The organism is Robiginitalea insularis (assembly GCF_052497835.1).
Window position 1 is genome coordinate 2,514,861 of record NZ_CP199296.1, and the last position, 24,132, is coordinate 2,538,992.

Below are 24,132 nucleotides of genomic sequence, written 5' to 3' on the forward strand. Positions count from 1 at the left end.
CTTTGGAGATTAGTATTGAGAAAGCATTACAGTGCGCTCAGCAAGTGTTCAATAGAACTGAAGCCACTGATGTTTTCAGGCAGCGTTAACTCTGCGAGGTGTTCGGTCTGCCGGCCCAGTATCCAGAGGTGGCTTTCGCTGTCCTGCTGCAGATTTTCTTTAAAATCAGATAAATATTTGGCCAGATCCGGTTTGGTCGGGGTTACAGTGAAATAGGATACAAAATGAGGGTCGTCATAGTATTTTTTCAGGTCTACCAGGCTTTCCAGGGGAATGGTCTGCCCCAGGTAAATGGTTTTATAACCCCTTAACACCAATTCATAGTTCACGAAGAGCAAGCCAATTTCATGTATTTCATTTTCCGGGAGGAAAAGGATGAAAACCTTATCGGTTCGGGTGGGTTCAAGAGATTGTAGCTTTTCAGTGCTGGTGGAAATTTTTTGTTTGATCAGGTGCGTAATAAAGTGCTCATGAGCCGGGCCAATGGTGTCGGTTTGCCACAGAAGCCCAAGTTCGTGCAGCAGGGGCATAAACACTTCCCAGAAAATTTCTCTGAAAGATTTCTCTGCTAAAAGACCTGCATACGTTTTCTGGAAAAGGGACTGGTCAAAATTTACCATGGCCAGCTTAAAGGCATTGATGGCGTGGCTTTTAACGGAATTTTGCGCGACTACTTCCCGAACCTGCTGAGCCAGTTCGTCCTCCGGGATGCTCGCTATTTTCGATATTTTATAACCATTGTTGTAAAGCAGCGTAATATTGAGCAGTTTCTGGAGGCTTTCAAGGCTGTAGGTCCTGATATTTGTTGAGGTTCGTTCCGGCGCAAAAAGCCCGTAGCGTTTTTCCCAGATCCTGATTGTATGTGCCTTGATTCCTGAAAGATTTTCAAGATCTCGTATCCCAAATGATTTTTTAACGCTGTTCATTTTTTTCACCTAAAGCTTAAACAAAAATATTAAATTTAATGCAGTTAAGGCTACATGAATCGTTAAAATTGAGCAAAATTAGGCAGGTCACATTTTTTGGACCTTATTTTTAGAGGGTTTGCTATTTAATCAGCGATATAAGGCTAAACAATTAAAACCGTCTTTCCGGTTCAAAAGGTTTAATATCCATAGAAGTTGGTTTTCCGCTTATCAGTTCGGTTATCAGCTTACCGGTAATAGGGCCCAGACTCCATCCCATCATAGCATGCCCTGTGGCCAGGCAAAGGTTTTTCCAGTTAGAAACCCTTCCGATATAGGGAAGTCCATCCGGGCTAACGGGTCTCAATCCACAGGCAGCCTGTTCCAGTTCTTCCTCCTGAACGGAAAGACCTTCGTAATAGCTCTCTACTGCCGAGGCAATAGCCTTTACCCGGTTTTTTCGGATTTTGTGGTTAATCCCTGAAAATTCCATCGTTCCCGCCAAACGGGTAAACCCGTCCATAGGGGTTATGGCAACTTTGGAGTCCATCAGGATAGCCGGAATTTTTACAGGGGTATTCCGACTTATATCAATTCGATACCCCTTTCCTGCCTCCAGCAGCAGATTCAACCCCAGTTTTTGGCTCAACAAAGGGCTCCAGGCCCCGGCTGCGAGCACTACTTCGTCTGCCTCGAAAATACCCTGGTTACTCTTTATGCGGGCTATCCTGCCATTTTCAGCCTCAAATCCTTCCACAAGGGTTCCGGTATGGATGGCGATCCCTTTTTTTTGCAAATAGGCCAGCATTCGCTGCATTATTTGCCCCGGGGTTGTATGGGCATCGCAGGCGTAATGGACCGCACCCTGAATATCCTCTTTCAGGCCGGGCTGCAGGCTTAGGAGTTCTTCCCGGCTGAGGGCCCGGGCTTCAAGGCCTAAATCCAACACTCTTTGCATTACTTTTTTTTCGGCTTCACCAAGCTGCGCAGACTTGTAAAGCATAAGCAGGCCCGATTTTTCGAGCTGAAATTCCCCCAAGTCACTACTCTCAAGAAGCTGCTGGTAAAGCGCTTTGCTCAATGTGTTGATCTCGGCAATAACAGGGATGGCCTGCTGCACCCTGGAAGGACGCGCCGAACGGTTAAAACTCCAGGCCCATCTCAGAAAATTAGAATCCAGCCGTGGCTTCATGTAGAATGGGCTGCTGCTGTCAAACATCCATTTAACGGCTTTGGCCATCATCCCGGGAGCAGCAAGGGGGATAATGTGGCTGGGGGTGAGGTAGCCTGCATTTACAAAAGATGCTCCGGCTGTAATTTCGCCCTTATCCAGCACGGTAACTTCAAACCCTTCTTTTTGGAGGTAATAGGCGCTGCTAAGGCCCATAATACCCCCTCCTATCACAACAATTTTCTTGCTCATACCTTCTTTGAAAAGACCTCGCTAAGTTACCTAATCCGGTTGAAATCTGATTTTCGTATCTCAAGAAAAACAAAAAAAATCCTGCATTCTGAGCAACGGGATTTGCACGCATTACTAAAGTGCGTTCATTTTATGCGGTGCTCTATTGCGGCCCCGCCTGAAAATTCGGCCGAACAATCAGTAAAAGGTCCGGTGGACCTTTTACAGTGAGGCGCGAGACGATGCGGCTGGCGATTCGATGCAACCTGCCATTTCCCTCAGGATGTCTTTACAAAAATAAATTTTTGACGGTTCCCCTAAAAAACAAAACCCCGCTCTTGCGAGCGAGGTTTACGCTTTAAGTGCCCACGACTGGAGTCGAACCAGCACGTCCATAAGAACACTACCCCCTCAAGGTAGCGCGTCTACCAATTCCGCCACGTGGGCTTGAATAAGCGGCACAAATATAACCCGCTTTTTCCAACTCAAACAAAACTTAAGGAAGAAAATAATTCCGAAGCGCTAAAATTGGCCGGCCCTGATAAAGATCATCCCAAAAAACACCTGGGTTCACTACCTTGTCAAACAAGTAAAACCACATGCTAACTCGGCTTTTACCCTGGTTTATAATCCTCGCTTTGCTCGCGGAGGTTCTCGGAACAATAGGAGGTTTTGGCTCTTCAGTTTTTTTTGTTCCCCTGGCGAGTTACTATCTCGATTTTCAATCCGTTTTAGGGGTGACAGCCCTTTTTCACTTATCCAGCAACATCACTAAAATCTCCTTCTTTTCGAAGGGTTTTAACCGAAGCCTGATCCTTAATTTAGGGATACCCGCCGTTTTGTTTGTGTCCCTGGGTGCTTTTCTGAGCCGTTACGCCAATCCCATTTACCTGAGTATTGCTTTGGGGATTTTCCTAACCCTTTTCAGTCTGGTTTTCATCATCAAGAAGGGATTGCAAATAAGTCCTAACAGAACGAACGCCATTTCCGGCGGCGCCCTGTCCGGCATCCTGGCAGGGCTGCTGGGAACGGGAGGGGCTATCAGGGGTGCCACTATGGCAGCGTTTAAATTACCCAAGGAACAATTTATTGCCACTTCTGCGGCAATAGACCTGGGGATAGATTTCAGCCGGTCAATTGTATATGCCTACAACGGGTATATCCACAAACACGACTTGTACCTGATTCCTATTCTGATAGTGGTCAGTATCGCCGGGACCTATATTGGGAAGCTGATCCTGAATAAAATCAGCCAGGATCAATTTAGAAAATTTGTATTGTTTTTATTACTTTTTATAGGCGTTTTGACCCTCCTGGTGCACGGTCTGGGAATACCGATATTTCCGGTTCATTCCGGATAGAACCCCGTCAGGGATAAATCGCCGATTATATCTTTAAGTCTTTGCAAAGATGGAATTTATAGATTATTACAAAATACTTGGGCTGGATAAAAATGCGACTGAGAAGCAGATCAAAAGCGCATACCGCAAGCTCGCCAGAAAGTACCATCCAGACCTTAATCCGAACGACGAAGGCGCTAAACAAAAGTTCCAACAGGTCAATGAGGCCAATGAGGTGTTAAGCGATCCTGAAAAACGGAAAAAATACGATCAGTACGGGAAAGACTGGGAACATGCTGAAGCCTTCGAACAAGCGCGAAAGGCCCGTGCAGATTCCGGGGGTCATGGCAGGCGCTATACCTATTCTACGGGAGGAGAAGGCGAATTTTCCGATTTCTTTGAATCCATGTTCGGGGGCTTTGGGGCAGGACGCAGCCGAAGGTCTCAGCAGGGTTTTAAGGGTCAGGATTTTAACGCCAGTTTGCAATTGAGCTTAAAGGATGTTTATCGCACACATAAACGAACCTTAACTATTGGAGACAAGAATATCCGTATTACCATTCCGGCAGGGATAGAAGATGGTCAGACGATCAAAATTAAGGGATATGGCGGCCCGGGGATAAACGGAGGGCCTAAAGGGGACCTTTACCTCACCTTTGATATTGTAAATAACACTGAATTCCGGAGGGATGGGGCCAACCTGTATAAGACGATACGCTTACCCCTTACCACAGCTGTTCTGGGAGGGGAATTCACCGCAGACAGTTTTGATGGAAAAGTGAAATTAAAAGTGAAACCCCTGACGCAGAACAATACCCGGGTAAAACTAAAAGGCAAAGGTTTTCCAATTTACAAACAGGAAGGATCCTTTGGAGACCTGATCATCACCTACGATGTTCAATTGCCTGATACGCTGAATGCAGAACAGAAAAGCCTGTTTGAGGCATTAAAAAAATCGAATTTATAAGCAAGATGGAAAGAGATAAATACATCCGAATCGTTGATTTTTGTAAAGGACACGGGCTGGAAACCCGGTTTCTGTATGAGTTGCAGGAATTCGAATTGATATCCATTCAGAATATGGAAAAGGAAGAGGTATTCCACAGGAGGGAACTGCGGCGGCTGGAGCGATTGCTGCGCCTGCACCGGGACCTGCATATTAACCCACAGGGTCTTCAGGCCGTAGATCATTTATTGAACCGCGTACAACAGCTGGAAGAAGAGGTACTGCAACTCAGAAGAGCCCTGAAGCGCTACGGAACCTAAACAAGACTACTCGTTTCCACGGATAATTCTCCCGTCTTCCAGTTCCAGGATACGGTCGGTCCGACTCGCAAAATCTTCATCGTGGGTAACGACAAGGAGCGAAAGACCGGCTTCCTGCTGTAATTGCTTTAATATCTGAAAGACATTTTCTGAATTGTAGCTGTCCAGGTTCCCCGTGGGCTCATCTCCCATAAGGATCAGCGGGTTATTGATCAAAGACCGCGCAATGGCTACCCGCTGTTTTTCCCCGCCGGAAATCCGGGAAGCCCTTTTTTCCGCCAGTTTCTCAATATGCAGCATTTTTAATTTTTCCAGGGCATCCTGACGGATCTCCTCCGGGCTTTTCAACCCCAGTTTAAGGGCCGGGAGCATGACATTGTCAAGCACACTGAATTCGCCCAGCAGGTAATGGAACTGGAATACAAACCCAATATGGGTATTGCGCAGGCGGGCCAGGTAATCCTTATGCTTTCCGCTGATAAGTTCCTCCTGTAAATAAAGTGAGCCTTCATAATCCGTATCCATGGTAGAGAGGATATACAGCAAGGTCGATTTTCCGGAACCTGATTTCCCCATGATACTCATGAATTCACCTGTTTTCAATTGAAAATTAATATCCTTGAGCACGTGAAATTTCACCGGCTTGTAGAAGTACTTATCGATATTTCTTGCGCTCATTACCGTTTTCATCAGCATGATTTAATTACCCCTTATGATCTGAACGGGATCGATCTTTTTGGCCCGGGCCGAAGGCAAATATCCGGCTATAAAAGTCGATAGTAATGCAAAGGTGATTCCGATCAGGTAATACCAGGGGCTTTTGTTTACCGGAAAGGTGGTTATGGTGGGCAGAGCTTCCGTTTCAAAAGGGATGGTGTCGATCAGCAAAGTGAGTAACCAACCGATAAGCAAACCCAACAAACCACCCGCCAAACCTATCAACAACGCCTGGCTCATAAATATATTCTGTACATCCCTTCCCGAAAAGCCGGTTGCCTTTAAAATGGCGATGTCGTTCATCTTTTCATAGATCAGCATATTGAGAATGTTGTAGATGCCAAAGCCTGCCACAATCAGCAGGGTTATTGAAACCGCATAGGTAATCAGGTTTCGGATACTGGTGCCGGTTTCGAATTGTGCATTGGCTTCCTGAATGTCCCTGGCCTTGATCCGGAACTGCCTTTCCAGTTCCCGTGCCATGGGTACGGCCTCTTCAATTTTATTCAGCTTAATGTTGATGTCTGTCAGGTAGTTGGATGGTTTCCCCAGGATTTGCTGTACGGTTTTCAGCTTGGCATAGCTTTGCGAATTATCGATTTCTGCAATACCACTCTGATAGAGGCCAACGATCTTTAAAGGGAAGGTGGCGCCTTCAGTTGTACTAACCTGTAAACGGTCTCCGGGAGCCAGGGACATTTTTTGGGCCAGGCCCATCCCCAGAATAATCCCATTATCTGAATTCTCCAGGGCTTGCGCAGAACCATCTACAATATAATCCCCGATATTGGAGAGCCGTTCTTCTTCCAGGATATCTACCCCCATTAGTACTCCGCCCAGATCCAGGGAACCGGAAAGATAAAATATTTGGGCCCGCAGCTGCGGACTGGCGCCATAAACCCGGGGATCATTTTTAAGGTAGTCCAGGATGGGCAGAGCATTGTGTATTTTTTGCTGCCCCTGTTTGGGACGGACCGACCGAAGGTCCAGCAAATCGTCTGTATAGGCGGCTATTCTCTCAAGGGGTTGCCGCTTAGTAGGCTGCACTTCGTTGTATAAATGGATATGGGGGGTTTGATTCAGGATAAGGTCATCCAGCATGTGATTGAGCCCGGTCATAAAACTGACCAGGGTAATATAGGCCCCTATCCCGAAAGTTACCCCAAGTGCCGCGGTAACGGTAGATTTTAGTTTGGTCAGCAAATGCGTTCTGGCAATGCTCAGGATAAGTTTCCACTGTTTCATTGTTCAGGTTTAAGCAGGGCTGTTTCCATATTTATACCCGAAAGGACTTCAACCCACTCCAGGGTTTCAATCCCCAGCTCCAGCTCTTTAATTCCATCTTCGGTACGTACGCTGTGTCCATCCAGCAGATAATTTTTCGGGATTACCATAGCCTGCCGCCGCTCAGAAACGATAATGTTTGCTTCCCCTGAAAGGCCGGGATACAGTGTGGCCGGAGCTGTCAGAAACCTCGCTTCCACAGTGAAGGTTTGGTTTCTTTCATTTTTTTGTGGATATATTTTTGAAACGGCTGCTTCAAAAACCTTTTCCCCAAAGGCATCCAGGGTAAGAGCCACTCGCTGTCCGGTACGGATTTCAACTACGTCCACTTCGTCAACCAGCATGCTGATTATAAAAATATCGGGGCTTCCCAGCATGGCCAGGGGCTCATTGGGCAGCACCAGTTCTCCGGGTTCCTTATAAAGGGCGTAGACCGTAGCATTGATGGTGCTTCGCACCGTAAACTCCTGCTCATTCACAAGAGAGGCTTCGTAATTATTTCGCGCCTGTATCCTTGCGGATTCCAGTTCATTCCTCATTCTTTCCAATTCCGTTTGTAGTTGGAGTAAATTGTTTCGGGATCGCTCATAGGCCAGGAGGCGGTTTTCAAGTTGGGTACGGGAGCCTATTTGTTGGGACCAGAGTTTTTTTTGACGTTCATAGTTAAGGGAGTCGTCTTGAAAACCTAATTCTGCCGTTCGGATTTGAGCCCTTAGATTATTCAACGGGGAGGACTCTCCAAGGTATTTTTCTTCTGCCAGTTCTAAGGCGATCCGGGCATTTTCCGTTTGGATTCTGGGGGTCTTGTCGGTGATCTGCAAAAGGGGGGTGCCAGGATGAACCAAATCCCCTTCGCCTACCAGGTTTTTTTCGAGAATACCACTTACAGCAGCGTGTACGCGGTACATACTATCGGGCTGTACGGTTGCAGAGGCATATACAGAAGCCGTAATATCTCTTTTTTCAGGATATACGGCCGGGTCACCCGTTCCACAAGCAACCAACCCAAATATCACCAGAAATCCGGTATATTTTCCTAACCTCCGATTTATTACCATGGGTACCTCATTTGTATTTTGGAAAGTTACACCAACTGCCTCCGTTCTTTTATGATAAATCTCATTTAGCATTTGGCCCTTCTGAAATACCTTTATTTTCAGTTATAAAATATCAAGGGTATGCAGAAGGCCTTCAAAATAACAGGGCGCATTGTTTTGTCAATTGCCATTATTTGGGGATTGCTTACCCTGTGGGTACAGCAATTGCGTTCCGGGCAGACCTGGGAATTTCCGGCAGAAAATCCAAAGGGAGCCGTACTGGTCGTATTCAATCCGGACCCGATTTACAATCTGGACCAACAGCTGGCACTGGCCTATGCAAGTACAGCTCAGCAGCAGGGCTGGGCCAGTTCAGTGGCAACTTTAGCTGCTGCGGACACTATTAATCCGGGCCGTTTTGACCTTTTCGTATTTTTTGCAAATACCTACAATTGGAGTCCCGACCGTCCGACCAAACAATTTATCATGGCAGCCGACTGGCTGGCAGGCCGGTCCGTTGTTCCTGTGATCCTGGGCAGTGGTTCCACAGCGCGTTCGGGAAGGGTACTGAGGGAACTATTGCAGCAACAAGGCGCCAACATCGTCCAGACCACAGATTTTTGGCTGATGCGGCCGAATGATGAGGCCCGGACAGATCTCGGTAACGTTGCAGTGGCAAAATTAAAGACGGCTGAACTCGCCCGGGAGAGCCTCTCCAGAATGGAATAGCTATTGGAATTACCCAAATATGACGATTATCATATTTTCAGGTATGATAAAAAATTACTTTGCCCGCTAAACACTATATAGATGCTGAGTAACCCCCTTGTCATTATAAGGCGAATTGACAGAACCTGGCTCATTTTAAGGGGCCTGGGGCTTGTTTACCTCTGGTTTGGATTTTTAAAATTCTTTCCGGGTCTTAGCCCGGCTGAAGAATTGGCCGGGGCTACTATTTCACAACTGACTCTGGGCCTGATGGATGCGCCAACGGGCTTGTTCCTGCTGGCGTTTTGGGAAACGGTGGTTGGATTGCTATTACTTACGGGTCTTTTTAAAAGAATTGCCCTGCATGCAGCCACTGTCCATATTTGCTGTACTTTCCTTCCTCTGATCTTCTTCCCGCAATGGTGCTTTACGCAAATCCCATTTGGCCTTACACTGGTGGGTCAGTATATCATAAAAAATGTCGTTTTTCTGGGAATCATGTTGCTGCTACTGCGCTGGGATCGGATCCGTTAGGCCTGATAGATGCCTATATATATTGCCTCAGGGTAGTCAGTAATTGATCTTTGGGTAGTACCCCGGCTTGCCTCCAAAGGGCTGTTCCCTCTTTAAATAAGATCATGGTTGGAACTCCTCTGACCTGAAAACGACCTGCAATGGAGTCATTTTTGTCTATATCTATTTTGACGATCTTGACTGCATCTCCCAGCTCCTCTTTTACCTGTTTCAAGATAGGAGTCAGTACTTTGCAGGGGGCACACCAATCTGCGTAAAAGTCAATTAATACAGGAATTTCAGATTGAATAATTTTATTAAATGAACCTTTCATAATTACAGGTATTACACTTACAAAAGTACGGTGGACCAAACCAAACAGTATATGATGTATATCATGAATCGAGCGGGTTGGATTGGCTAATTTTAAGGATAAAGCTGTAAGATATTACAATGAACCTGCGAATTGCCATCCCGACAGATTATTCAGATAATGCACTCAAGGCAGCGCGTTACGCCATAGACTTGTTCAGGGAAGATCAATGTACCTTTTTTTTAGTGCACACTTATACCCCGGCAGTTTACCGGGCCGAGTACCTGCTTTCAAGCCCAGGAAACCTGGGTTTGGGTGATATTTACAAACAGCGCGAACTGGACCGTCTGGAAGCCCTTAAAAAAGAGCTGAAAGAAATATCCGGGGATGCAGACCACCGGTATTTCTGCCATGCTGCTTTTAATACCCTGGCCGATGAAATGGAGGAAATGGCAGAAAAGGAAGCCCTGGATTTAATTGTAATGGGCACACAGGGGGCTACCGGAGCCAGGGAAATCCTTTTCGGCTCCCACTCCGTACAGGTTGTGCATAAGGCCAGTTGTCCGGTACTGCTAATTCCGGAACAGGCAAAAGTAGCAGCCCTGCAGAACATCCTGTTTCCAACCGATTATTCTCAGGACTTTGAAAACCTGAAGCTAAAAGTACTATTTCGTACCCTGTCCGGGGCCGGCAGGAAGCTCTTTGTACTGCATACTTATGATCCGGCCGATTCGGAAACCAGGCGAACTGAAGGGAAAAAACAACTTCAAAAACTGTTAGAAGGCTTGTCTTTTCAAATCTCCGAAGAAGGGCAGCAACCGATTATTGAAGCTATTAACCAATTTGCTGTCAGGACCCCTGTTCAGCTGCTGGTAATGGTTCGCAATACACATACTTTTCTTGAAAACCTCCTGGTTACCCCGGTAATAGACGTGATCGGGTTTCATTCAAAAATCCCTTTTATGGTATTACCCCCGGCCCAAAAAACACTGACTGAAACAAAAAGAACGGAAGCTTAATTAAAATATAAAGATCATGAAAGTAACAGGTGTGTGGATAGATAAAAAACAAGCACAGGTTGTAAACTGGGACGGAGAAAAGAGCAATTCCCTCAGCCTGGATTCAGAAGTTGAATTTTTTAACCCCAAAGGTGGTTCCCGCTCCAAAACCAAATGGGGCCCGCAGGAAGTGGTTCAGGATAGTCGTTATCTGGAAAGGGAAAAACACCAACTCAGACAATACTTTGAAAATTTACACGAAGCTCTTGAAGGATCTGAGGCAATTGTGCTGTACGGCCCTGCAGGAACCAATCGAAAATTTAAAAAGTGGCTGGATGAGGCGGATCCTTCCATGGCTGCAAAAGTGAAATTGGTGATGCCCGCAGACAAAATGAGTTTGAATCAACTTAAAGCCAAAGTCCGGGATTACTTTTCTGAGTCTCCCGCAGCGGGCACATGAAAAATACGGGTAAAAAAGCACCCTTGCTAATTGTCAAATCTTCAGGGGAACCAGTTCCCTTTTCCGCTGAAAAATTGAAAAAGTCGCTCCAGCACAGCGGGGCTGAGCCGGGTGTGGTTGCAGCCATTACGGACCAGCTTACAAAGGAGTCCTTCGAAGGGATGACAACACGGGAGATTTACAACCGTGCCTTTGCATTACTAAAAAAATACAAGAAATCCTGTGCTTCCCGCTACAAGCTAAAACGGGCTATTTATGAATTGGGGCCTACTGGTTTTCCTTTTGAGAAGTTTATTAGCGCACTCCTGAATTTATCGGGTTATCGCGCCCGGACCAATGTGGTTTACGGGGGCTCCTGTATTCCCCACGAAGTAGATGTTGAAGCCGTAAATGGGACAGCAGTCACCCTTATCGAGTGTAAGTTTCATTCGGATGAAGGCCGTAAGTGCAATGTTAAAGTTCCCCTGTATATAGATTCCCGCTACCGGGATATTCTCAAAAATACTGCGGATAACCCTAACAGGGAATTTACTCCGGGCTGGGTAGTGACCAATACCCGTTTTACATCAGATGCCCTGGAATACGGCAAATGTGCCGGCCTGTATCTCCTGAGCTGGAATTATCCTGAAAAAGACAGTCTGAAAGCCCGGATCGATCGTTATTACCTTTATCCGATTACGGTGAGTATGTTACTCAGTTCCAGGGAAAAGGACTTTTTACTTGCCAGGGATGTCGTACTGGGAAAGGAATTGCTAAAACATCCGCATTACCTGGATCATCTGGGTGTTTCTGACTCCAGGAAAAGACGGATTCTGAGTGAATTTCAACAGCTTTGTAATCCTTTCAGGCCATGAACAAGCTGAAACTCAATTTCTGGGGAGCCGCAGGGCAGGTAACCGGATCAAAATTCCTGCTGGAAACGGATACGGAAAAGGTGCTTATTGACTGTGGGATATTTCAGGGTCTGAAAACCGTAAGACAATTAAACTGGAGCGAATGGCCAATAGCTCCTGCAACTATAGATGCCGTACTCCTCACACACGGGCACCTGGATCATGTAGGAATGTTACCCTGCCTTGTCAGGGATGGTTTCAGGGGGCCGGTTTTTGGAACACCACCCACTCTGGAAATAGCCCGGATCGTGTTGGAGGACAGTGCCAAAATTCATGAAGAAGAGGCAAAAAGGGCTTCAGAAGAAGGGTACAGCCGGCATAAAAATCCCTTACCCCTGTATACAACTTCCGATGTTCAGGCCAGCCTTCAGCGGTTTCATCCTCTTGAAACCAGTACATGGAAGACTTTTGGCAGCCTTCAGTTCCGATTCCGAAAGGTCGGTCATATTCTGGGGGCTACTTTTATCGAAATGGATGCAGGGGGTAAGCGATTCGTTTTTTCGGGAGATGTGGGCCGTCCTGCAGACGCTCTCCTTGAGGATCCCGAGAGACCTGAGAGCGCCGATGTACTGATTCTGGAGAGCACCTACGGTAATAAACTGCATCCGGATGAGGATACAGAGGAAATACTGGCCCGAATAATCCGGGAGACCATAAGGGAAAGCGGTACCTGTATAATCCCGAGCTTTGCGGTTGAACGCCTGCAAACGCTCATGTATCTGATATGGAGATTAATCCGTAAAAATCGAATTCCTCCGCTGCAAGTTTACATAGACAGCCCCATGGGCCATAACGTCCTGAAACTATTTGAAAAATATCCCGACTGGCACCGTTTGCAAAGCGGGGAATTCAAAACCATAACGGCTGCAATGAACATTGTCAGCCATTACGGAGAAACCTGGGAGGCTGTTGATGATTCACGACCGAAAGTAGTGGTAGCCGGTAGCGGGATGCTCAGCGGCGGAAGGGTCCTCACCTATCTTAGTAAATACCTTCAGCGTTCGGCTACGCGGGTAATCCTAGTGGGGTTCCAGGCAGAAGGGACCAGGGGGCGTAACCTGCAGGAAGGAGCACACGAATTGAAGATCTTTGGCAAGTATGTTCCGGTTGCTGCAAGGATACACCTGTTAGAAACCCTTTCGGCCCATGCAGACCAGGGGGAATTGCTTTGGTGGACGGCCCTGCTGGAGCGCCCGCCTAAACAAATATTTCTGGTGCACGGAGAGCCCACGGCTACCGAGGCTCTGCGCATAAAGCTTAAGATGGAGCGTAACTGGAACAGTTCTATTCCTGAGTTGTTTCAAACAGTCACAATCCTACCCTAGAAGGCAACTGACCTTTATCATTTCCGCTGAATTGAAAAACAGTTATTTTATGTAATTAAAAATCATCAATCATGTACAATCCTATACACATACCCGGAATAACTGCTACTTCCGACGAGCAGAATGTTTTCCGCCTAACGGCCATGGAAAATGATTTGAGATTTACAAACAAATTACTGTGCTCCTGCAAATTTCCCTCAGATGCACCCAACCTTTTTGAGCGATTGGAACTCTTTAAAAACCGCGGGGTCGAACTGATGGGAGAACTCAAAAAACTGCAAATGGAGGGCAGTAATGACCTGAAATTATTCGAGCGCAATTTCTGGATCTGGAAATCGGAGATCTGGGAATATCTGGCTGATAAAATCTGAATGAATAATTTTTGGTACCTTGTAGGAACAAGGAAGCTAAATAAACTGCATGAAGCGTTACCTGCTTATGGGATTCTCAATACTCAGTATATTGTTGGGATGTTCTTCTGTTCGATTACACAAAACGTATCGCAATCCTGATATAGTACTGTTTCACGCCAATAAATTACTGGTAGTTGGGATGACCTCTGAGGTTTGTCTGCGCGATGCCTTTGAATCTTCGCTGCAACTGGAATTTTCAAAAAGGGGCATAGAAACCATGAAGAGTATTGACCTCTTTGATGTGGATTTTACCAGTTCAAGGCGTTCCCGTGAGGAATTGGCAAGGGTGGAAGAACAGTTACTGGAGAAGGATTTTGATGCCATCCTGTTTACCAAGGTTGTGGATGCCCAAACCGAGACCATGCTTCGTCAGAATACTGACGAACAGGGGACTTCCTTTAAAAGTTTCAGTGAAGATTACCTGGCGCACCAGGGGATTTACCTGGACCCGGAATCCTACGAAAAAACGACCAAATATCTGACGGAGACTTCCCTTTATTGTATTTGTGTGGGTAAAGATATTGACCTGGTCTGGAGGAGCTATTACGAAATCAATAATCCAGGCAGTTCTGATCGGGTGGTAAAGGATTATGTGAAAATCGTATTGGAACAAATGCAGGAGGAGGAACTGATCATCGGTGCTACACAATTATCTTCACAATAAAGGACTAATAGTCCTTGCAGCCCCTTCGGCAAGTTTATGAGACCAGGGGCGTTGCCTGAATACTTCAAATTCCAGCTGCTCACTTTTTTCGCAATCCCTCAGGAAAATTTCACTCAGGTGGCCTGCCGTATTGCGATTGTAGATCACTGCATTTACCTCGTAATTATGCTGGAAACTCCTGTCATCCACATTGGCGGTACCAATGGTAGCCAATTTGTTGTCTACCGTGATGATCTTACTGTGCAAAAAGCCCTCCGGGTATAAATAGATTTTTACACCTGCTTTTAAAAAGCGCTGAAAATAAGACTGCACACACCAGCTAACCAGGGTTGAATCTGCCTTGGCAGACACCATAAGCCTTACATCCACCCCGCTTAATGCAGCGGTCTGCAGCGCAATCTGTATAGCATGGCTCGGAATGATATACGGGTTGGTTATATAGACGTGTTTGCGGGCACTGTTAATAAGGGAGAAATACAATTGTTCCATCAATGGAAAATCATCATCGGGTCCGGTGGCTAGCACCTGCAGTTTAACCTTGCCTTTTTCAGGGATTTGCAGCGGAGCGATGGCTTCAATACTCTGCTGGCTAACCAGGTTCCAGTCTTGTACAAAGACGCAGTTGAGATGATGGGCACCCTGTCCGCAGATTTTCAAATGCATATCGTGCCAGGTGCCCAGAGCAGTGTCCCCTTTCAGGTATTTATCAGATACATTGATCCCCCCGGTAAAAGCAGTGTGCCCGTCTACCACAATGATTTTGCGATGATTCCTGTAATTGAGGGAGCTGATAAATTTCCCCAGGCGAAAGGGAAAAAAGGAGTAAACCTCCACCCCTGTTTCCTTTAATTTCCTGAGATATTTTTTGCTCAGGGAGTAACTCCCTATATTATCATATATAAGCCTGATGCTTACTCCTGCGGCCTTTTTCGTGCAGAAAAGTTCCAATAAACGGTCAGCCAGCTCTCCTTCTTCAAAAATGTAATACTGCAGATGAATGTATTTTTCACTCTTTTGCAAAGCCTCAAAGATGCTGGAAAAGGTTTCCTCCCCATTCCGCAGGAGTTTTATATTGTTATTTGCGCTTACAGGGAAGCCGGTATGTTTGGAGATCAGCCTTGAAATTTGCCTGGAACGGTTACTGAGGCCGCTGAGGTCTTCATCACCTTGGGAAACTTCAGGTTTATTAAGAGCAATGGAATAGAGCTTTTGTTTTCTGCGGTTTCTCCCGAGTAGCAGGTATAATATAATGCCTCCTACCGGGATGGTGAAGATGGCTAACAGCCAAGCCAATGTCTTCGAGGGTCTGACACCATTCAGCAGGAGGCTGATGACAATTGATATTGCCACCAAGATATATAAGGTAATTAAGGTCGGTATCAACACGATACAATACTATTTCCCCATAAGTTACAGTAATTTAAAATTAACAGGGATACTATAGGGAACCCTTACGGGTCTTTTTCGTTGCTGGCCGGGTATCATTTTAGGCAAAGAGGCGATAATCCTTTTGGCCTCTTTTTCCAGCAGCAGGTCTGGCCCGCGGGTTTTGATTTCTGTCACGTATCCGTCGGTACCAATAACAAACTGTACAAAAACACGACCCTGAATACCCAGTTCTTCGGCTGTTTTAGGGTAATTGAAATTTTTGATAATATGTTCCTGCATTTTTTCCTGGAAACAAGCTCTTTGTTCTGCTTTGGAAACAGATTCGCAACCCGGGAAAATCGGTACTGTTTCGATGATGGCAAAGGGAACTGTAATTTCCTCTTCTTCCTCCTCTACGTCAATATCAGAGGCATTCAGGTCTACATCGTCAACAACTGTTTCCTGGCTGATCTCTGTACTCTCTATCACCGTTTCTTCTATTTCCTCGGTATCTTCAATCACTTCAATGACTTCCGGAGCAGCAGGCGGGGGTGGGGGCGGTGCAGTGCGGATCGTTTCGGTTACCGGGACGTCTTCATCCAGGTTATCGCCAACCACTAATTGTACAATGTCTTCCTGGTTGTCTTCGTAAGATTTGTATTCCAACGCCCTCCACGTCAGGAATAGTACTAGGGTGAGGCCCATTACAAAATAGAGCCCGCTGTTTCTGTTCAAGTCTGCCTTGGGATTCTTCTTTACTTGCATGGCTATTAATTTTGGCTGTTAATAATAGCTTCAAATTACCCCAATTGCCTGAGGATAAAAATGATAAAAGTCAGTTGTGATCCTACGGGTTCCGGGCCGGAACAGGGAAGTTATTGCTTGAATTTAAGCAAATATTCATACAATATAATTTATATTTAGAGTGAAAAACATAATCATATTTTATGAATTACACGCTCAACCAACTGAACATCTTTTACACCATTGCACAAAAACAGAGCATAACACGGGCTGCGGAAGAGCTGCATTTAACCCAGCCAGCTGTTTCCATCCAGTTGAAAAATTTTCAGGATCAGTTCTCCATTCCCCTCACAGAGGTAGTGGGGCGTAAACTTTTTATCACAGACTTTGGACGGGAAATTGCCAGGGCGGCAGAGGAGATCCTGAACCAGGTAGAGGCCATTAATTACAAGACCCATGCCTATGAGGGCCAGATTGCAGGTCGTTTGAAGATCAGCACCGTTTCAACTGCCAAATATGTTATGCCTTACTTCCTCACGGATTTCATGGATGCCAACCCGGCTGTAGACCTCAGTGTGGATGTAACCAACAAGGCCAAGGTAATCAAGAGCCTGGAGCAGAATGAGCTGGATTTTGCGATGGTATCGGTTCTCCCGGACCACCTTAAAATAAACCGGGTGGAATTAATGCAAAACAAACTTTTTCTGGTAGGGGGCAGCAATCGGGAGTTGCCGGCCCAGTATCCGAAGGGGAAGATCTTTCAGGAGCAACCCCTGATTTATAGGGAGAGTGGTTCCGCTACCCGGAACGCTATGGAAACCTTTATGCGCTCCAAAGGCTTTACCAACTCCAAAAAATTGGTACTCACCAGTAATGAAGCGTTAAAACAAGCCATTGTGGCCGGATTGGGATATTCCATAATGCCTTTGATCGGCTTGAAAAATGAATTGAAAAACAAAGATTTGGAGATAATCCCTTACCGGGGTCTTCCCATCATTACCCATTGGAACCTGATCTGGCTGCAGTCCAAAAAATTATCGCCTACAGCTGAAGCCTTTCTGGAATATATTAAAGCCGATAAGGACCGTATTATAGAGGAACGCTTTTCCTGGTTTGAGAATTATTGAACAGGGTATACTATCGGCTCAGCTCAGGTGCTTTTTAAAGAATTCAATGGTGCGCTTCCAGGCCAGCTCAGCGGCTGCCTCGTCGTAGCGGGGAGTGGAAGTATTGTGGAATCCGTGGTTTACATCCGGATAAACAAAGGCCTGGTATTCTTTTCCGGCTGCCTTCAGGGCCTTTTCATAATCCGGCCAGCCTGCATTCACTCGCTCATCCAACCCTGCGTATTGTAACATGAGCGGGGCATTTATTTTGTCGATATCCTCTTTGGGCTGACTGCCATAAAACGGAACCGCAGCGGCCAGATCGGGTATTCTAACGGCCATCATATTGGAGATCCAGCCCCCGAAACAAAACCCTACCACCCCAATTTTACCATTGCACTCCTCCCGTCCTTTCAGGTATTCATAGGCCGCTATAAAATCTTCCAGCATTTCATTGCGGTCGCGCTGTCTTTGCATGGCCCGCCCCTCATCGTCATTTCCGGGATACCCTCCCAGGGGGCTCAGGGCATCCGGAGCAAGGGTGATAAAGCCCGCAAGGGCTGCACGCCTTGCTGTATCTTCAACATAGGGGTTAAGGCCGCGGTTTTCATGCACTACCACAATCCCGCCCAGTTTTTCGGAGATCGCTTTAGGCTTGGAGAGCAACCCTCTGATTTCACCCCCGCCTTTTGGTGAGTTATAGCTTATAAACCCTGAATCTAGCTCCGGGTCATCGGGCGGTACCAACAGGGTGTCTTTGTAATTGGGCATCAGGAAGCTCATCAGGGAGGCAACCGTAACCCCGCCAACCGCATAGAGCGAAAGTTTTTCTATAAATTCACGCCGTTGCAGCTTATTATGGGCGTATTTGTCATAGAGGTCAAATACCTCCTGGCGGATGTCTTCTTTGCGTAGTGGTTTCATGGTTTGCAGCTTACAGTTTATTTAAAGCAAGGGTTCAGGTCGTTTCTGCAGCTAACAGAAAGAGGCACTTTTCAAGATACAAAAATTTTGGTCCGAACGCGGGCCATATTTTAATCCGAATGTCTACCCCGGAATCACTCCTGATACAGATTCAGGCAGCCGGTGTCCAGTGGTGCCTGCGGGCTGCTCAGAAAAGTACTTACCACACTGTCCTTGCACTGCTGATTCCCGCTGCCATGGCCTCCTTCATCCAGGATTAACAGCTGTCCGTCAGACAAGTGTTCCATGAAGAGGTGTCCGTTTTTGGGTGGGGTTACCGGGTCATAACGGTTAACGAAGATAAGGGTGGGAATATCCGAATCCCCGAAAACGCGATCTTTAATGGGCAAGCGCGCCTCGTGCCAGGACATACCGGCCTGATAAAAGGCGTCGAAGAACCCCAGCTTAACCGGGATCAAAGGGTAATTGGCATAGGCGGCTTCAATCTTTTCGGCATCGTTATCCTCATTGAATTGTTCAAAACGTTCTACCGAAAGCAACATAGTCAGGTTGAGCCCTCCGGTAAGGGCGTATTCAAATTGCAGCACTTCCTGCAGTACATCGCCCTGCCCACTGAGGAAGGCCTGAATGAGTTCCGGGGCTTTTTCGCGTGCATTGCCCTGGTATAAAAGCCGCCGGAGCAAATAGATCCCATCCTGGGCATTGATGGTAACCTCTAAGGAATCATTGAAGGTTAGCTGTAAGGGATTATCCTCAAGCCGTTCAATGGCCCGGAAGTAATCCTGTTTCAGCCTGGGATAGGCTGTTGAACATTCCTCCTGATTTTCGCAATACTCAAAAATACGCGATAAAGCCAGGGAGTAGCTGTAAAGACGGTCCATCAGGAAGTCTCCGCTCAGGGGGGAAGGGGAATCCAGGACAGCAGCATGAATATATTCCGGGAACATATCCTGTACCACCCGCGCAATCCGGGTTCCATAAGAACCCCCCATCAGGCTGTATTTTTCATATCCGAGTTTTTTGAAAAGCATCCCCACATCCCGGGCATTTTGCAGGCTGTTGTAATATTCCGGGTGGATATTTTTATCGGCGCACTGCTTCTTGTAATCGTCCAGCATTTCCCGGGTGAGTTGCAGTTCCTGCTGCTCATCCGCATCTGCTGCCAAAATCTCAAAGGCAGCAAAGGACATGTCGGGCATGGCGGAAGAATAGCCGATACCCCTTTGGTCAAAAAAGATCACATCCCGTTTTTCCCTCCAGGAGAGATTACTCGCAAATTCGAGCATGTCAGGGTCAAGGGTATTGCCTCCGGGGCCTCCAGAGAAATAAACAACAGGATACTCATTAGAACTGCTGTCTTTTGCCTTTAAAATGAGATAGGATATTTTGATTTTGATACCCTCGGGCTCATCATGGTTTTCCGGCACCCATAATGCCCCGGCTTTAAACCCTTCGGGCAGTTCTGACCAGTCTTCGTGTACAGGAGCCGTGGCTATTTCCGTTTGTTGTGTCCTGCACCCCCAAATTAATCCTCCCATGAGGAAGATCATTGCAAAAAATAATCGATTCATAGTTCGTTGTTTATCGGTTTAGTGGGCTGGAACGGTCTTAAATATTGTCGGCTCAGCAATTGCCATTCCCGCTACCCTTAAAGTTAAGAAGAAAGGGGCAAAATAATGGGGATTTTTACAAACAGTGAGCTAAAATCAGGAAAAGTCCATTCAGCAAAACTTGGTTATCTTAGACCTGATACAAACCAACCTTATCCATTTGTTATGAATTCCAGAATATTCCCCGTCACTGTGCTGCTCTTATTCGGTCTGTTGCTCTCTGCACAAAGCCCCGACAGCACTTTTGAAGAACTTAAATTTCGTTTTATAGGGCCAGAGGGCAACCGGGCCATTGCCATAGCCGGGGTAGCGGGAAACCCAATGATCAATTATATCGGGGCTGCTTCGGGCGGACTTTGGAAAACCACTGATGGCGGGATCAACTGGGACCCCATATTTGATGAGCAGGATGTTTCCTCCGTGGCCTCCCTGGCCATTGCTGCCAGCCAGCCGGAACAGGTTTGGGTGGGCACCGGCGAGACTTTTGTTATCCGGCCTGCCCACGCCATGGGAGACGGGATCTATAAGTCTGAGGACTCCGGTAAGACCTGGAAGCATATGGGCCTTGAAAAAACGGGACGGATCGGGAGGATTATTGTGCATCCCGAAAACCCGGATATCGTATATGCGGCGGCACTTGGGCATACCTACGGCCCACAGCAGGAACGCGGGGTATTCAAAACGATCGATGGGGGTAAGAACTGGGAACGCATCCTGTTTATCGATGAGAATACCGGGGCCGCCGAGTTAGCCCTGGACCCCACCAACCCGGACCGGCTTATGGCGGCCATGTGGTCTGTCCACATCAATACCTGGGGTCTGCGCAGTGGTGGTCCCGGAAGCGGGATATACCGCAGCACAGATGCTGGAAAAAGCTGGGAAGCCCTGTCTGCCTATGGACTGCCGGGAGGTGAAGGGCAGGAGGTTGGAAAAACTGCCGTGGCTATTGCACCTTCAGATCCGGATATAGTATATGCCCTCTTTGAAATAGACAGCCCGGCCCTTTACCGCTCGGAGGATTTTGGGAACAGCTGGACCCTGCAAACAAGGAATCATGATATCGCCGAGCGGGCACCCTATTATACCCGTATGGCGGTGTCACCCGGAGACCCCGATGAACTGTATTTTGCCAGTGTGAAATTCAGTATTTCCAAAGATGGGGGGAAAACGATTAAGGGAGGATATAAAGCCGGAGGGGATAACCATGATATCTGGCTGGACCCCACCAATCCGGACCGGATGATGGTAGCCCACGACGGCTGCGCCAGTATTACCCTGAACCATGGAGAGAGTTTCCAGCGGGTGGTGCTGCCCATAGCCCAAATGTACCATGTGGCCACAGACGATCAGATCCCCTATAATGTCTATGGAAACCGGCAGGACGGCTATTCCTACAAGGGCCCGAGCAACAGCCTGCAGGGTTATATCCCCCTGGGATTATGGACGGGGGTAGGGGGCTGTGAAAGCGGCTTTGCCCAACCGGATCCCTTTGACAATGATATAGTCTGGTCGGGATGTTATGACGGAGGATTGCAGCGATACAATACGAAAACTGGTCATGTCCGGGACGTCAGGGTCTGGCCGGAAGCCGGATATGGCTGGGAACCCGGTAAACTGAGATACCGCTGGCACTGGAATTTTCCCCTGGCTTTTTCCCCCCATAAGCCGCACCGGGTTTATGCGGGCAGTCAGTTTGTCCATCAAAGTGATGACGGGGGCCAGAGCTGGCAGCAGATCAGCCCGGACCTTACCCTGAACGACAAAACGCACCAGCAAAATTCGGGAGGTGTGGCCATCGATAACCTGATGACCTTTGACGGATCGGTACTGTTCAGCATTGCCGAATCCCCCCTGGAACCCGGGCTTATCTGGACCGGGAGCAATGACGGGCAGGTACAGCTCACCCGGGACGGCGGTGCAAACTGGTTCAATGTTACCGAAAATATCCCGGACCTGCCGTCCTGGGGGACCATCGCGAATATTGAACCTTCACGTTTCAAAAAGGGTACGGCCTACATCAGTGTTGATTTGCACCAAATGGCAGATTTTGACGCCTATGTCTATAAAACGGAAGATTACGGGCAAAACTGGAAGCTTATAAGCGGGGATATTCCCGCCTCTGTGCACAGTTTTGTACATGTGGTACGGGAAGACCCCAAACGGGAAGGGATGTTGTGGGTGGGCACCGATAATGGCCTCTATTTTTCCGTGGATGACGGAAGAAAGTGGATTAGATTGCGGAACAACCTGCCGCCGGCACCGGTTTACTGGCTGGATATTCAGGAACGCTTCGACGACCTGGTTGTGGGAACCTACGGAAGGGGATACTACATCCTGGATAATATAGCCCCCATCCGTGAGTACGATCTGGATGCGGTGGGGAAGGATGCCCACCTGTTCAGCCTGCGACCTGCTTATCGATTTATAAACCGCCAAAGCATCAAAACGGATGGCCCCAGCCTGAATTCCGGCCAAAACCCGGCCTATGGGGCAGATATCCATTACTTTCTCAGGGCCAGTACCCGGCAGCAAGTACAAGTTCAGATTCTAAATGCAAATAAGGAACTCATCCGTACCCTGGAAGCCAGTAACAAAGAAGGTATCCATCGTGTGGTCTGGGACCTGCGATATGAACCCACCTACAAGCCCAGGCTCCAAACGACTCCCCCCGGCAGGCCATGGGTCCAGCTTAACGGAGAAGGATGGCGCCCGCTGGTTACCTGGGATCTCGATCTGATGCGCGGGCAATATGGCCCCAGGGTTGTACCGGACACCTATACCGTAAAACTAATTGTGGGTGACAAAGAATATACCCGGGAACTGGTTGTAAAAAAAGACCCCGTTTCTGAGGGCAGCCTGGAGGAAATAAAGGAACAGGTGGCTTTTTCCCTGGAATTGCGGGATGCTATCAACCAGTCTGTTACCATGATCAACCAGATTGAAAGCATTCGGGCAGAATTGTCCGAAATCATTCCAAGGCTTAAACAAGCCGAAGATCTTGAAAAGGCGTCCAGGTTGCGGGAGATGGCCGTCAGTATTGCGGCAAGCCTGTACGATATTCACCTGACCGGAGCCCGGGAAGATGCTTTCCGATCTCCCATGAAACTATATGGCCGCCTGAGTGCCCTGGCCAGCGATATTACCGGTTTTGGGGCCGATTTTAAGCCTACGGACCAGCAGCGGGAGGTTTACAGCATCTTCAACCGGCGCCTTGAAGCGGTAAACCAGAAATTCAAAACCTTTATGGAGGTTGAGGTTGATCAGCTCAATACCCGTCTGAAGAAATCCGAATTGCAGCTGTTAAAGGGAAAGCGAATCAAATCATGAAGCAGGGTGCAGCTAAACCCTAACAGGGGCTTTACGGGATAATAAGGACTTAAGTTTCGTATATCCCTTCATTAATATTAACATAAATATAACATATATTATCTCTATGAGTCACAACAGGTTACTATTCATGTTAAAATAGCACATATATTGGCCAATATACATCTTTTCGATCCGGTCCGTTCTTAGCACTTTTGTAGTGCAATTTTTAAAAAACTGCAACTATGAGTAAAAGAACATTTTATCCAACGACATTTCATACGAATCCCTTTGCCTATCAACAACACTTTATTGCATTTGCATTGGTAGATGAATGGGAGAGGAGCGGCAACGCCAAGCCCCTGCAATTAACTAATAAAACGGCCAGGGAACTGGAAGTTGCAAAAATGCACCTGCAGCTTTCCAAAGTAACCGCTATCGATACCGCCGGAGCGGAACATATCATAAAGGATTTTCCTTCTTATGTGGAACTCCATCCAAAAGGTATGGATACGGAATTCTTTGTCAGGCAAAAAGCAATTTTATCAGTTGAAAAAGGAAGCTATACCGGTTTCAGGTTTTACCTGGCGGACGGGGAAAACAGTTTTGTTTATTCCGATCGGTCCCGGGAAACCTTATCCGGAATTAAGCATATCGATTTTGAATTGAATTCAGAACTGAAAATCGAGACCGATGCAGACCGCGAGGTATTGATGCACTTCGACTTTAAACCCTTTAGCCTGGGGAGCATTTTTCACCCCTTAAAAAAATTGTTTAAAAGACCGAGTCGGGGTAGTGGCAAACTTGCTGGTGTTTTAGCAAACTAAAATTTATTT

24 protein-coding genes and 1 tRNA gene are annotated in these 24,132 nt (G+C 47.1%); 14 read left to right on the forward strand and 11 right to left on the reverse strand.

The features are described 5' to 3' along the window. Positions 1 to 26 precede the first annotated feature (26 nt). The 3 genes from ACT6NV_RS11405 to ACT6NV_RS11415 form a co-directional block, all read right to left on the reverse strand. Positions 27 to 926, reverse strand: coding sequence for a MerR family transcriptional regulator (locus tag ACT6NV_RS11405; protein WP_445384576.1), 900 nt, complete (start codon positions 924 to 926; stop codon positions 27 to 29). A 151-nt stretch (positions 927 to 1,077) separates the two neighbouring features. Then, positions 1,078 to 2,328: an NAD(P)/FAD-dependent oxidoreductase gene (locus ACT6NV_RS11410; protein ID WP_445384577.1), complete on the reverse strand. Its 1,251-nt coding sequence runs from the start codon at positions 2,326 to 2,328 to the stop codon at positions 1,078 to 1,080. 342 nt (positions 2,329 to 2,670) lie between these two features. Further along, positions 2,671 to 2,754: transfer RNA gene (locus tag ACT6NV_RS11415), tRNA-Leu, on the reverse strand. A 152-nt stretch (positions 2,755 to 2,906) separates the two neighbouring features. On the opposite strand from ACT6NV_RS11415, the gene ACT6NV_RS11420 reads away from it, so the two are divergent. From ACT6NV_RS11420 to ACT6NV_RS11430, 3 genes are read left to right on the forward strand one after another with little or no spacing between them, the layout of a single operon-like run. Next, positions 2,907 to 3,668, forward strand: a complete 762-nt coding sequence (locus ACT6NV_RS11420) for a sulfite exporter TauE/SafE family protein (RefSeq protein WP_445384578.1) — start codon at positions 2,907 to 2,909, stop codon at positions 3,666 to 3,668. A 49-nt stretch (positions 3,669 to 3,717) separates the two neighbouring features. Further along, positions 3,718 to 4,614, forward strand: a complete 897-nt coding sequence (locus ACT6NV_RS11425; protein WP_445384579.1) for a DnaJ C-terminal domain-containing protein — start codon at positions 3,718 to 3,720, stop codon at positions 4,612 to 4,614. A gap of 5 nt (positions 4,615 to 4,619) precedes the next feature. Further along, positions 4,620 to 4,913: a chaperone modulator CbpM gene (locus tag ACT6NV_RS11430; RefSeq protein ID WP_445384580.1), complete on the forward strand. Its 294-nt coding sequence runs from the start codon at positions 4,620 to 4,622 to the stop codon at positions 4,911 to 4,913. A gap of 6 nt (positions 4,914 to 4,919) precedes the next feature. Here the strand turns inward: ACT6NV_RS11430 and ACT6NV_RS11435 are convergent, their stop codons facing one another. From ACT6NV_RS11435 to ACT6NV_RS11445, 3 genes are read right to left on the reverse strand one after another with little or no spacing between them, the layout of a single operon-like run. Beyond that, a complete protein-coding gene (locus ACT6NV_RS11435; protein ID WP_445384581.1) occupies positions 4,920 to 5,603 on the reverse strand; it encodes an ABC transporter ATP-binding protein in 684 nt (227 codons plus the stop codon). Between the two features lie 9 nt (positions 5,604 to 5,612). Next, positions 5,613 to 6,875 carry an ABC transporter permease gene (locus ACT6NV_RS11440; RefSeq protein ID WP_445384582.1) on the reverse strand — a complete coding sequence of 421 codons (1,263 nt, stop codon included), beginning with the start codon at positions 6,873 to 6,875 and terminating at the stop codon, positions 5,613 to 5,615. Further along, positions 6,872 to 7,972, reverse strand: a complete 1,101-nt coding sequence (locus ACT6NV_RS11445) for an efflux RND transporter periplasmic adaptor subunit (protein ID WP_445384583.1) — start codon at positions 7,970 to 7,972, stop codon at positions 6,872 to 6,874. Before ACT6NV_RS11445 ends, ACT6NV_RS11440 begins: the two co-directional genes overlap by 4 nt. A 120-nt stretch (positions 7,973 to 8,092) precedes the next feature. On the opposite strand from ACT6NV_RS11445, the gene ACT6NV_RS11450 reads away from it, so the two are divergent. Together ACT6NV_RS11450 and ACT6NV_RS11455 are read left to right on the forward strand one after the other, a co-directional pair. Further along, on the forward strand, positions 8,093 to 8,680 hold the full coding sequence (locus ACT6NV_RS11450; RefSeq protein ID WP_445384584.1) for a hypothetical protein: 588 nt from the start codon (positions 8,093 to 8,095) through the stop codon (positions 8,678 to 8,680). An 81-nt stretch (positions 8,681 to 8,761) separates the two neighbouring features. Next, on the forward strand, positions 8,762 to 9,193 hold the full coding sequence (locus ACT6NV_RS11455; RefSeq protein WP_445384585.1) for a doxx family protein: 432 nt from the start codon (positions 8,762 to 8,764) through the stop codon (positions 9,191 to 9,193). Between the two features lie 13 nt (positions 9,194 to 9,206). Here the strand turns inward: ACT6NV_RS11455 and trxA are convergent, their stop codons facing one another. Continuing rightward, positions 9,207 to 9,506 (reverse strand): thioredoxin, encoded by a 300-nt coding sequence (trxA, locus tag ACT6NV_RS11460; protein WP_445384586.1) that lies wholly within the window; start codon positions 9,504 to 9,506, stop codon positions 9,207 to 9,209. A 119-nt stretch (positions 9,507 to 9,625) separates the two neighbouring features. Here trxA and ACT6NV_RS11465 point away from each other — a divergent pair, with 119 nt between their 5' ends. The 6 genes from ACT6NV_RS11465 (at position 9,626) to ACT6NV_RS11490 (ending at position 14,238) form a co-directional block, all read left to right on the forward strand. After that, the gene (locus ACT6NV_RS11465; protein WP_445384587.1) at positions 9,626 to 10,504 is read left to right on the forward strand and encodes a universal stress protein; all 879 of its coding nucleotides are present in this window, start codon (positions 9,626 to 9,628) and stop codon (positions 10,502 to 10,504) included. Positions 10,505 to 10,520: 16 nt separating this feature from the next. Then, complete coding sequence (locus ACT6NV_RS11470; RefSeq protein WP_445384588.1) at positions 10,521 to 10,943, forward strand: hypothetical protein; 423 nt, start codon at positions 10,521 to 10,523, stop codon at positions 10,941 to 10,943. 74 nt (positions 10,944 to 11,017) lie between these two features. Then, positions 11,018 to 11,797, forward strand: a complete 780-nt coding sequence (locus ACT6NV_RS11475) for an ATPase (RefSeq protein WP_445384589.1) — start codon at positions 11,018 to 11,020, stop codon at positions 11,795 to 11,797. Further along, on the forward strand, positions 11,794 to 13,161 hold the full coding sequence (locus tag ACT6NV_RS11480) for an MBL fold metallo-hydrolase RNA specificity domain-containing protein (RefSeq protein ID WP_445384590.1): 1,368 nt from the start codon (positions 11,794 to 11,796) through the stop codon (positions 13,159 to 13,161). Before ACT6NV_RS11475 ends, ACT6NV_RS11480 begins: the two co-directional genes overlap by 4 nt. Positions 13,162 to 13,232: 71 nt before the next feature. Continuing rightward, a complete protein-coding gene (locus tag ACT6NV_RS11485) occupies positions 13,233 to 13,532 on the forward strand; it encodes a hypothetical protein (protein ID WP_445384591.1) in 300 nt (99 codons plus the stop codon). A gap of 49 nt (positions 13,533 to 13,581) precedes the next feature. Continuing rightward, a complete protein-coding gene (locus ACT6NV_RS11490) occupies positions 13,582 to 14,238 on the forward strand; it encodes a hypothetical protein (protein ID WP_445384592.1) in 657 nt (218 codons plus the stop codon). On the opposite strand, the gene cls is transcribed toward ACT6NV_RS11490, so the two are convergent. Both cls and ACT6NV_RS11500 read right to left on the reverse strand, forming a co-directional pair. Continuing rightward, positions 14,230 to 15,624 carry a cardiolipin synthase gene (gene cls, locus ACT6NV_RS11495; RefSeq protein ID WP_445384593.1) on the reverse strand — a complete coding sequence of 465 codons (1,395 nt, stop codon included), beginning with the start codon at positions 15,622 to 15,624 and terminating at the stop codon, positions 14,230 to 14,232. The genes ACT6NV_RS11490 and cls overlap by 9 nt on opposite strands. Before the next feature lie 24 nt (positions 15,625 to 15,648). Beyond that, on the reverse strand, positions 15,649 to 16,371 hold the full coding sequence (locus tag ACT6NV_RS11500; protein WP_445384594.1) for an energy transducer TonB: 723 nt from the start codon (positions 16,369 to 16,371) through the stop codon (positions 15,649 to 15,651). 182 nt (positions 16,372 to 16,553) lie between these two features. Between ACT6NV_RS11500 and ACT6NV_RS11505 the strand changes: the two genes are divergently transcribed. Continuing rightward, positions 16,554 to 17,477, forward strand: coding sequence for a LysR family transcriptional regulator (locus tag ACT6NV_RS11505; RefSeq protein ID WP_445384595.1), 924 nt, complete (start codon positions 16,554 to 16,556; stop codon positions 17,475 to 17,477). A gap of 18 nt (positions 17,478 to 17,495) precedes the next feature. Here the strand turns inward: ACT6NV_RS11505 and ACT6NV_RS11510 are convergent, their stop codons facing one another. Together ACT6NV_RS11510 and ACT6NV_RS11515 are read right to left on the reverse strand one after the other, a co-directional pair. Beyond that, on the reverse strand, positions 17,496 to 18,380 hold the full coding sequence (locus tag ACT6NV_RS11510) for a dienelactone hydrolase family protein (RefSeq protein ID WP_445384596.1): 885 nt from the start codon (positions 18,378 to 18,380) through the stop codon (positions 17,496 to 17,498). A gap of 134 nt (positions 18,381 to 18,514) precedes the next feature. Continuing rightward, a complete protein-coding gene (locus ACT6NV_RS11515; RefSeq protein WP_445384597.1) occupies positions 18,515 to 19,951 on the reverse strand; it encodes an alpha/beta fold hydrolase in 1,437 nt (478 codons plus the stop codon). Between the two features lie 204 nt (positions 19,952 to 20,155). Here ACT6NV_RS11515 and ACT6NV_RS11520 point away from each other — a divergent pair, with 204 nt between their 5' ends. Both ACT6NV_RS11520 and ACT6NV_RS11525 read left to right on the forward strand, forming a co-directional pair. Further along, positions 20,156 to 23,317 (forward strand): glycosyl hydrolase, encoded by a 3,162-nt coding sequence (locus ACT6NV_RS11520; RefSeq protein ID WP_445384598.1) that lies wholly within the window; start codon positions 20,156 to 20,158, stop codon positions 23,315 to 23,317. Between the two features lie 224 nt (positions 23,318 to 23,541). After that, a complete protein-coding gene (locus tag ACT6NV_RS11525) occupies positions 23,542 to 24,123 on the forward strand; it encodes a hypothetical protein (RefSeq protein ID WP_445384599.1) in 582 nt (193 codons plus the stop codon). The last annotated feature ends 9 nt before the right edge of the window (positions 24,124 to 24,132 follow it).

What these genes read in the sequence shown, in the direction of transcription:
- trxA (WP_445384586.1), bottom strand. Translation starts at nt 9,506, where the DNA reads ATGAAAGGTTCATTTAATAAAATTATTCAATCTGAAATTCCTGTATTA.
- ACT6NV_RS11425 (WP_445384579.1), top strand. Translation starts at nt 3,718, where the DNA reads ATGGAATTTATAGATTATTACAAAATACTTGGGCTGGATAAAAATGCG.
- ACT6NV_RS11510 (WP_445384596.1), bottom strand. Translation starts at nt 18,380, where the DNA reads ATGAAACCACTACGCAAAGAAGACATCCGCCAGGAGGTATTTGACCTC.
- ACT6NV_RS11525 (WP_445384599.1), top strand. Translation starts at nt 23,542, where the DNA reads ATGAGTAAAAGAACATTTTATCCAACGACATTTCATACGAATCCCTTT.
- ACT6NV_RS11435 (WP_445384581.1), bottom strand. Translation starts at nt 5,603, where the DNA reads ATGAAAACGGTAATGAGCGCAAGAAATATCGATAAGTACTTCTACAAG.
- ACT6NV_RS11410 (WP_445384577.1), bottom strand. Translation starts at nt 2,328, where the DNA reads ATGAGCAAGAAAATTGTTGTGATAGGAGGGGGTATTATGGGCCTTAGC.
- ACT6NV_RS11515 (WP_445384597.1), bottom strand. Translation starts at nt 19,951, where the DNA reads ATGAATCGATTATTTTTTGCAATGATCTTCCTCATGGGAGGATTAATT.
- ACT6NV_RS11485 (WP_445384591.1), top strand. Translation starts at nt 13,233, where the DNA reads ATGTACAATCCTATACACATACCCGGAATAACTGCTACTTCCGACGAG.
- ACT6NV_RS11465 (WP_445384587.1), top strand. Translation starts at nt 9,626, where the DNA reads ATGAACCTGCGAATTGCCATCCCGACAGATTATTCAGATAATGCACTC.
- ACT6NV_RS11430 (WP_445384580.1), top strand. Translation starts at nt 4,620, where the DNA reads ATGGAAAGAGATAAATACATCCGAATCGTTGATTTTTGTAAAGGACAC.
- ACT6NV_RS11480 (WP_445384590.1), top strand. Translation starts at nt 11,794, where the DNA reads ATGAACAAGCTGAAACTCAATTTCTGGGGAGCCGCAGGGCAGGTAACC.
- ACT6NV_RS11470 (WP_445384588.1), top strand. Translation starts at nt 10,521, where the DNA reads ATGAAAGTAACAGGTGTGTGGATAGATAAAAAACAAGCACAGGTTGTA.
- ACT6NV_RS11455 (WP_445384585.1), top strand. Translation starts at nt 8,762, where the DNA reads ATGCTGAGTAACCCCCTTGTCATTATAAGGCGAATTGACAGAACCTGG.
- ACT6NV_RS11420 (WP_445384578.1), top strand. Translation starts at nt 2,907, where the DNA reads ATGCTAACTCGGCTTTTACCCTGGTTTATAATCCTCGCTTTGCTCGCG.
- ACT6NV_RS11445 (WP_445384583.1), bottom strand. Translation starts at nt 7,972, where the DNA reads ATGGTAATAAATCGGAGGTTAGGAAAATATACCGGATTTCTGGTGATA.
- ACT6NV_RS11490 (WP_445384592.1), top strand. Translation starts at nt 13,582, where the DNA reads ATGAAGCGTTACCTGCTTATGGGATTCTCAATACTCAGTATATTGTTG.
- ACT6NV_RS11520 (WP_445384598.1), top strand. Translation starts at nt 20,156, where the DNA reads ATGAATTCCAGAATATTCCCCGTCACTGTGCTGCTCTTATTCGGTCTG.
- ACT6NV_RS11440 (WP_445384582.1), bottom strand. Translation starts at nt 6,875, where the DNA reads ATGAAACAGTGGAAACTTATCCTGAGCATTGCCAGAACGCATTTGCTG.
- ACT6NV_RS11500 (WP_445384594.1), bottom strand. Translation starts at nt 16,371, where the DNA reads ATGCAAGTAAAGAAGAATCCCAAGGCAGACTTGAACAGAAACAGCGGG.
- ACT6NV_RS11505 (WP_445384595.1), top strand. Translation starts at nt 16,554, where the DNA reads ATGAATTACACGCTCAACCAACTGAACATCTTTTACACCATTGCACAA.
- ACT6NV_RS11450 (WP_445384584.1), top strand. Translation starts at nt 8,093, where the DNA reads ATGCAGAAGGCCTTCAAAATAACAGGGCGCATTGTTTTGTCAATTGCC.
- ACT6NV_RS11405 (WP_445384576.1), bottom strand. Translation starts at nt 926, where the DNA reads ATGAACAGCGTTAAAAAATCATTTGGGATACGAGATCTTGAAAATCTT.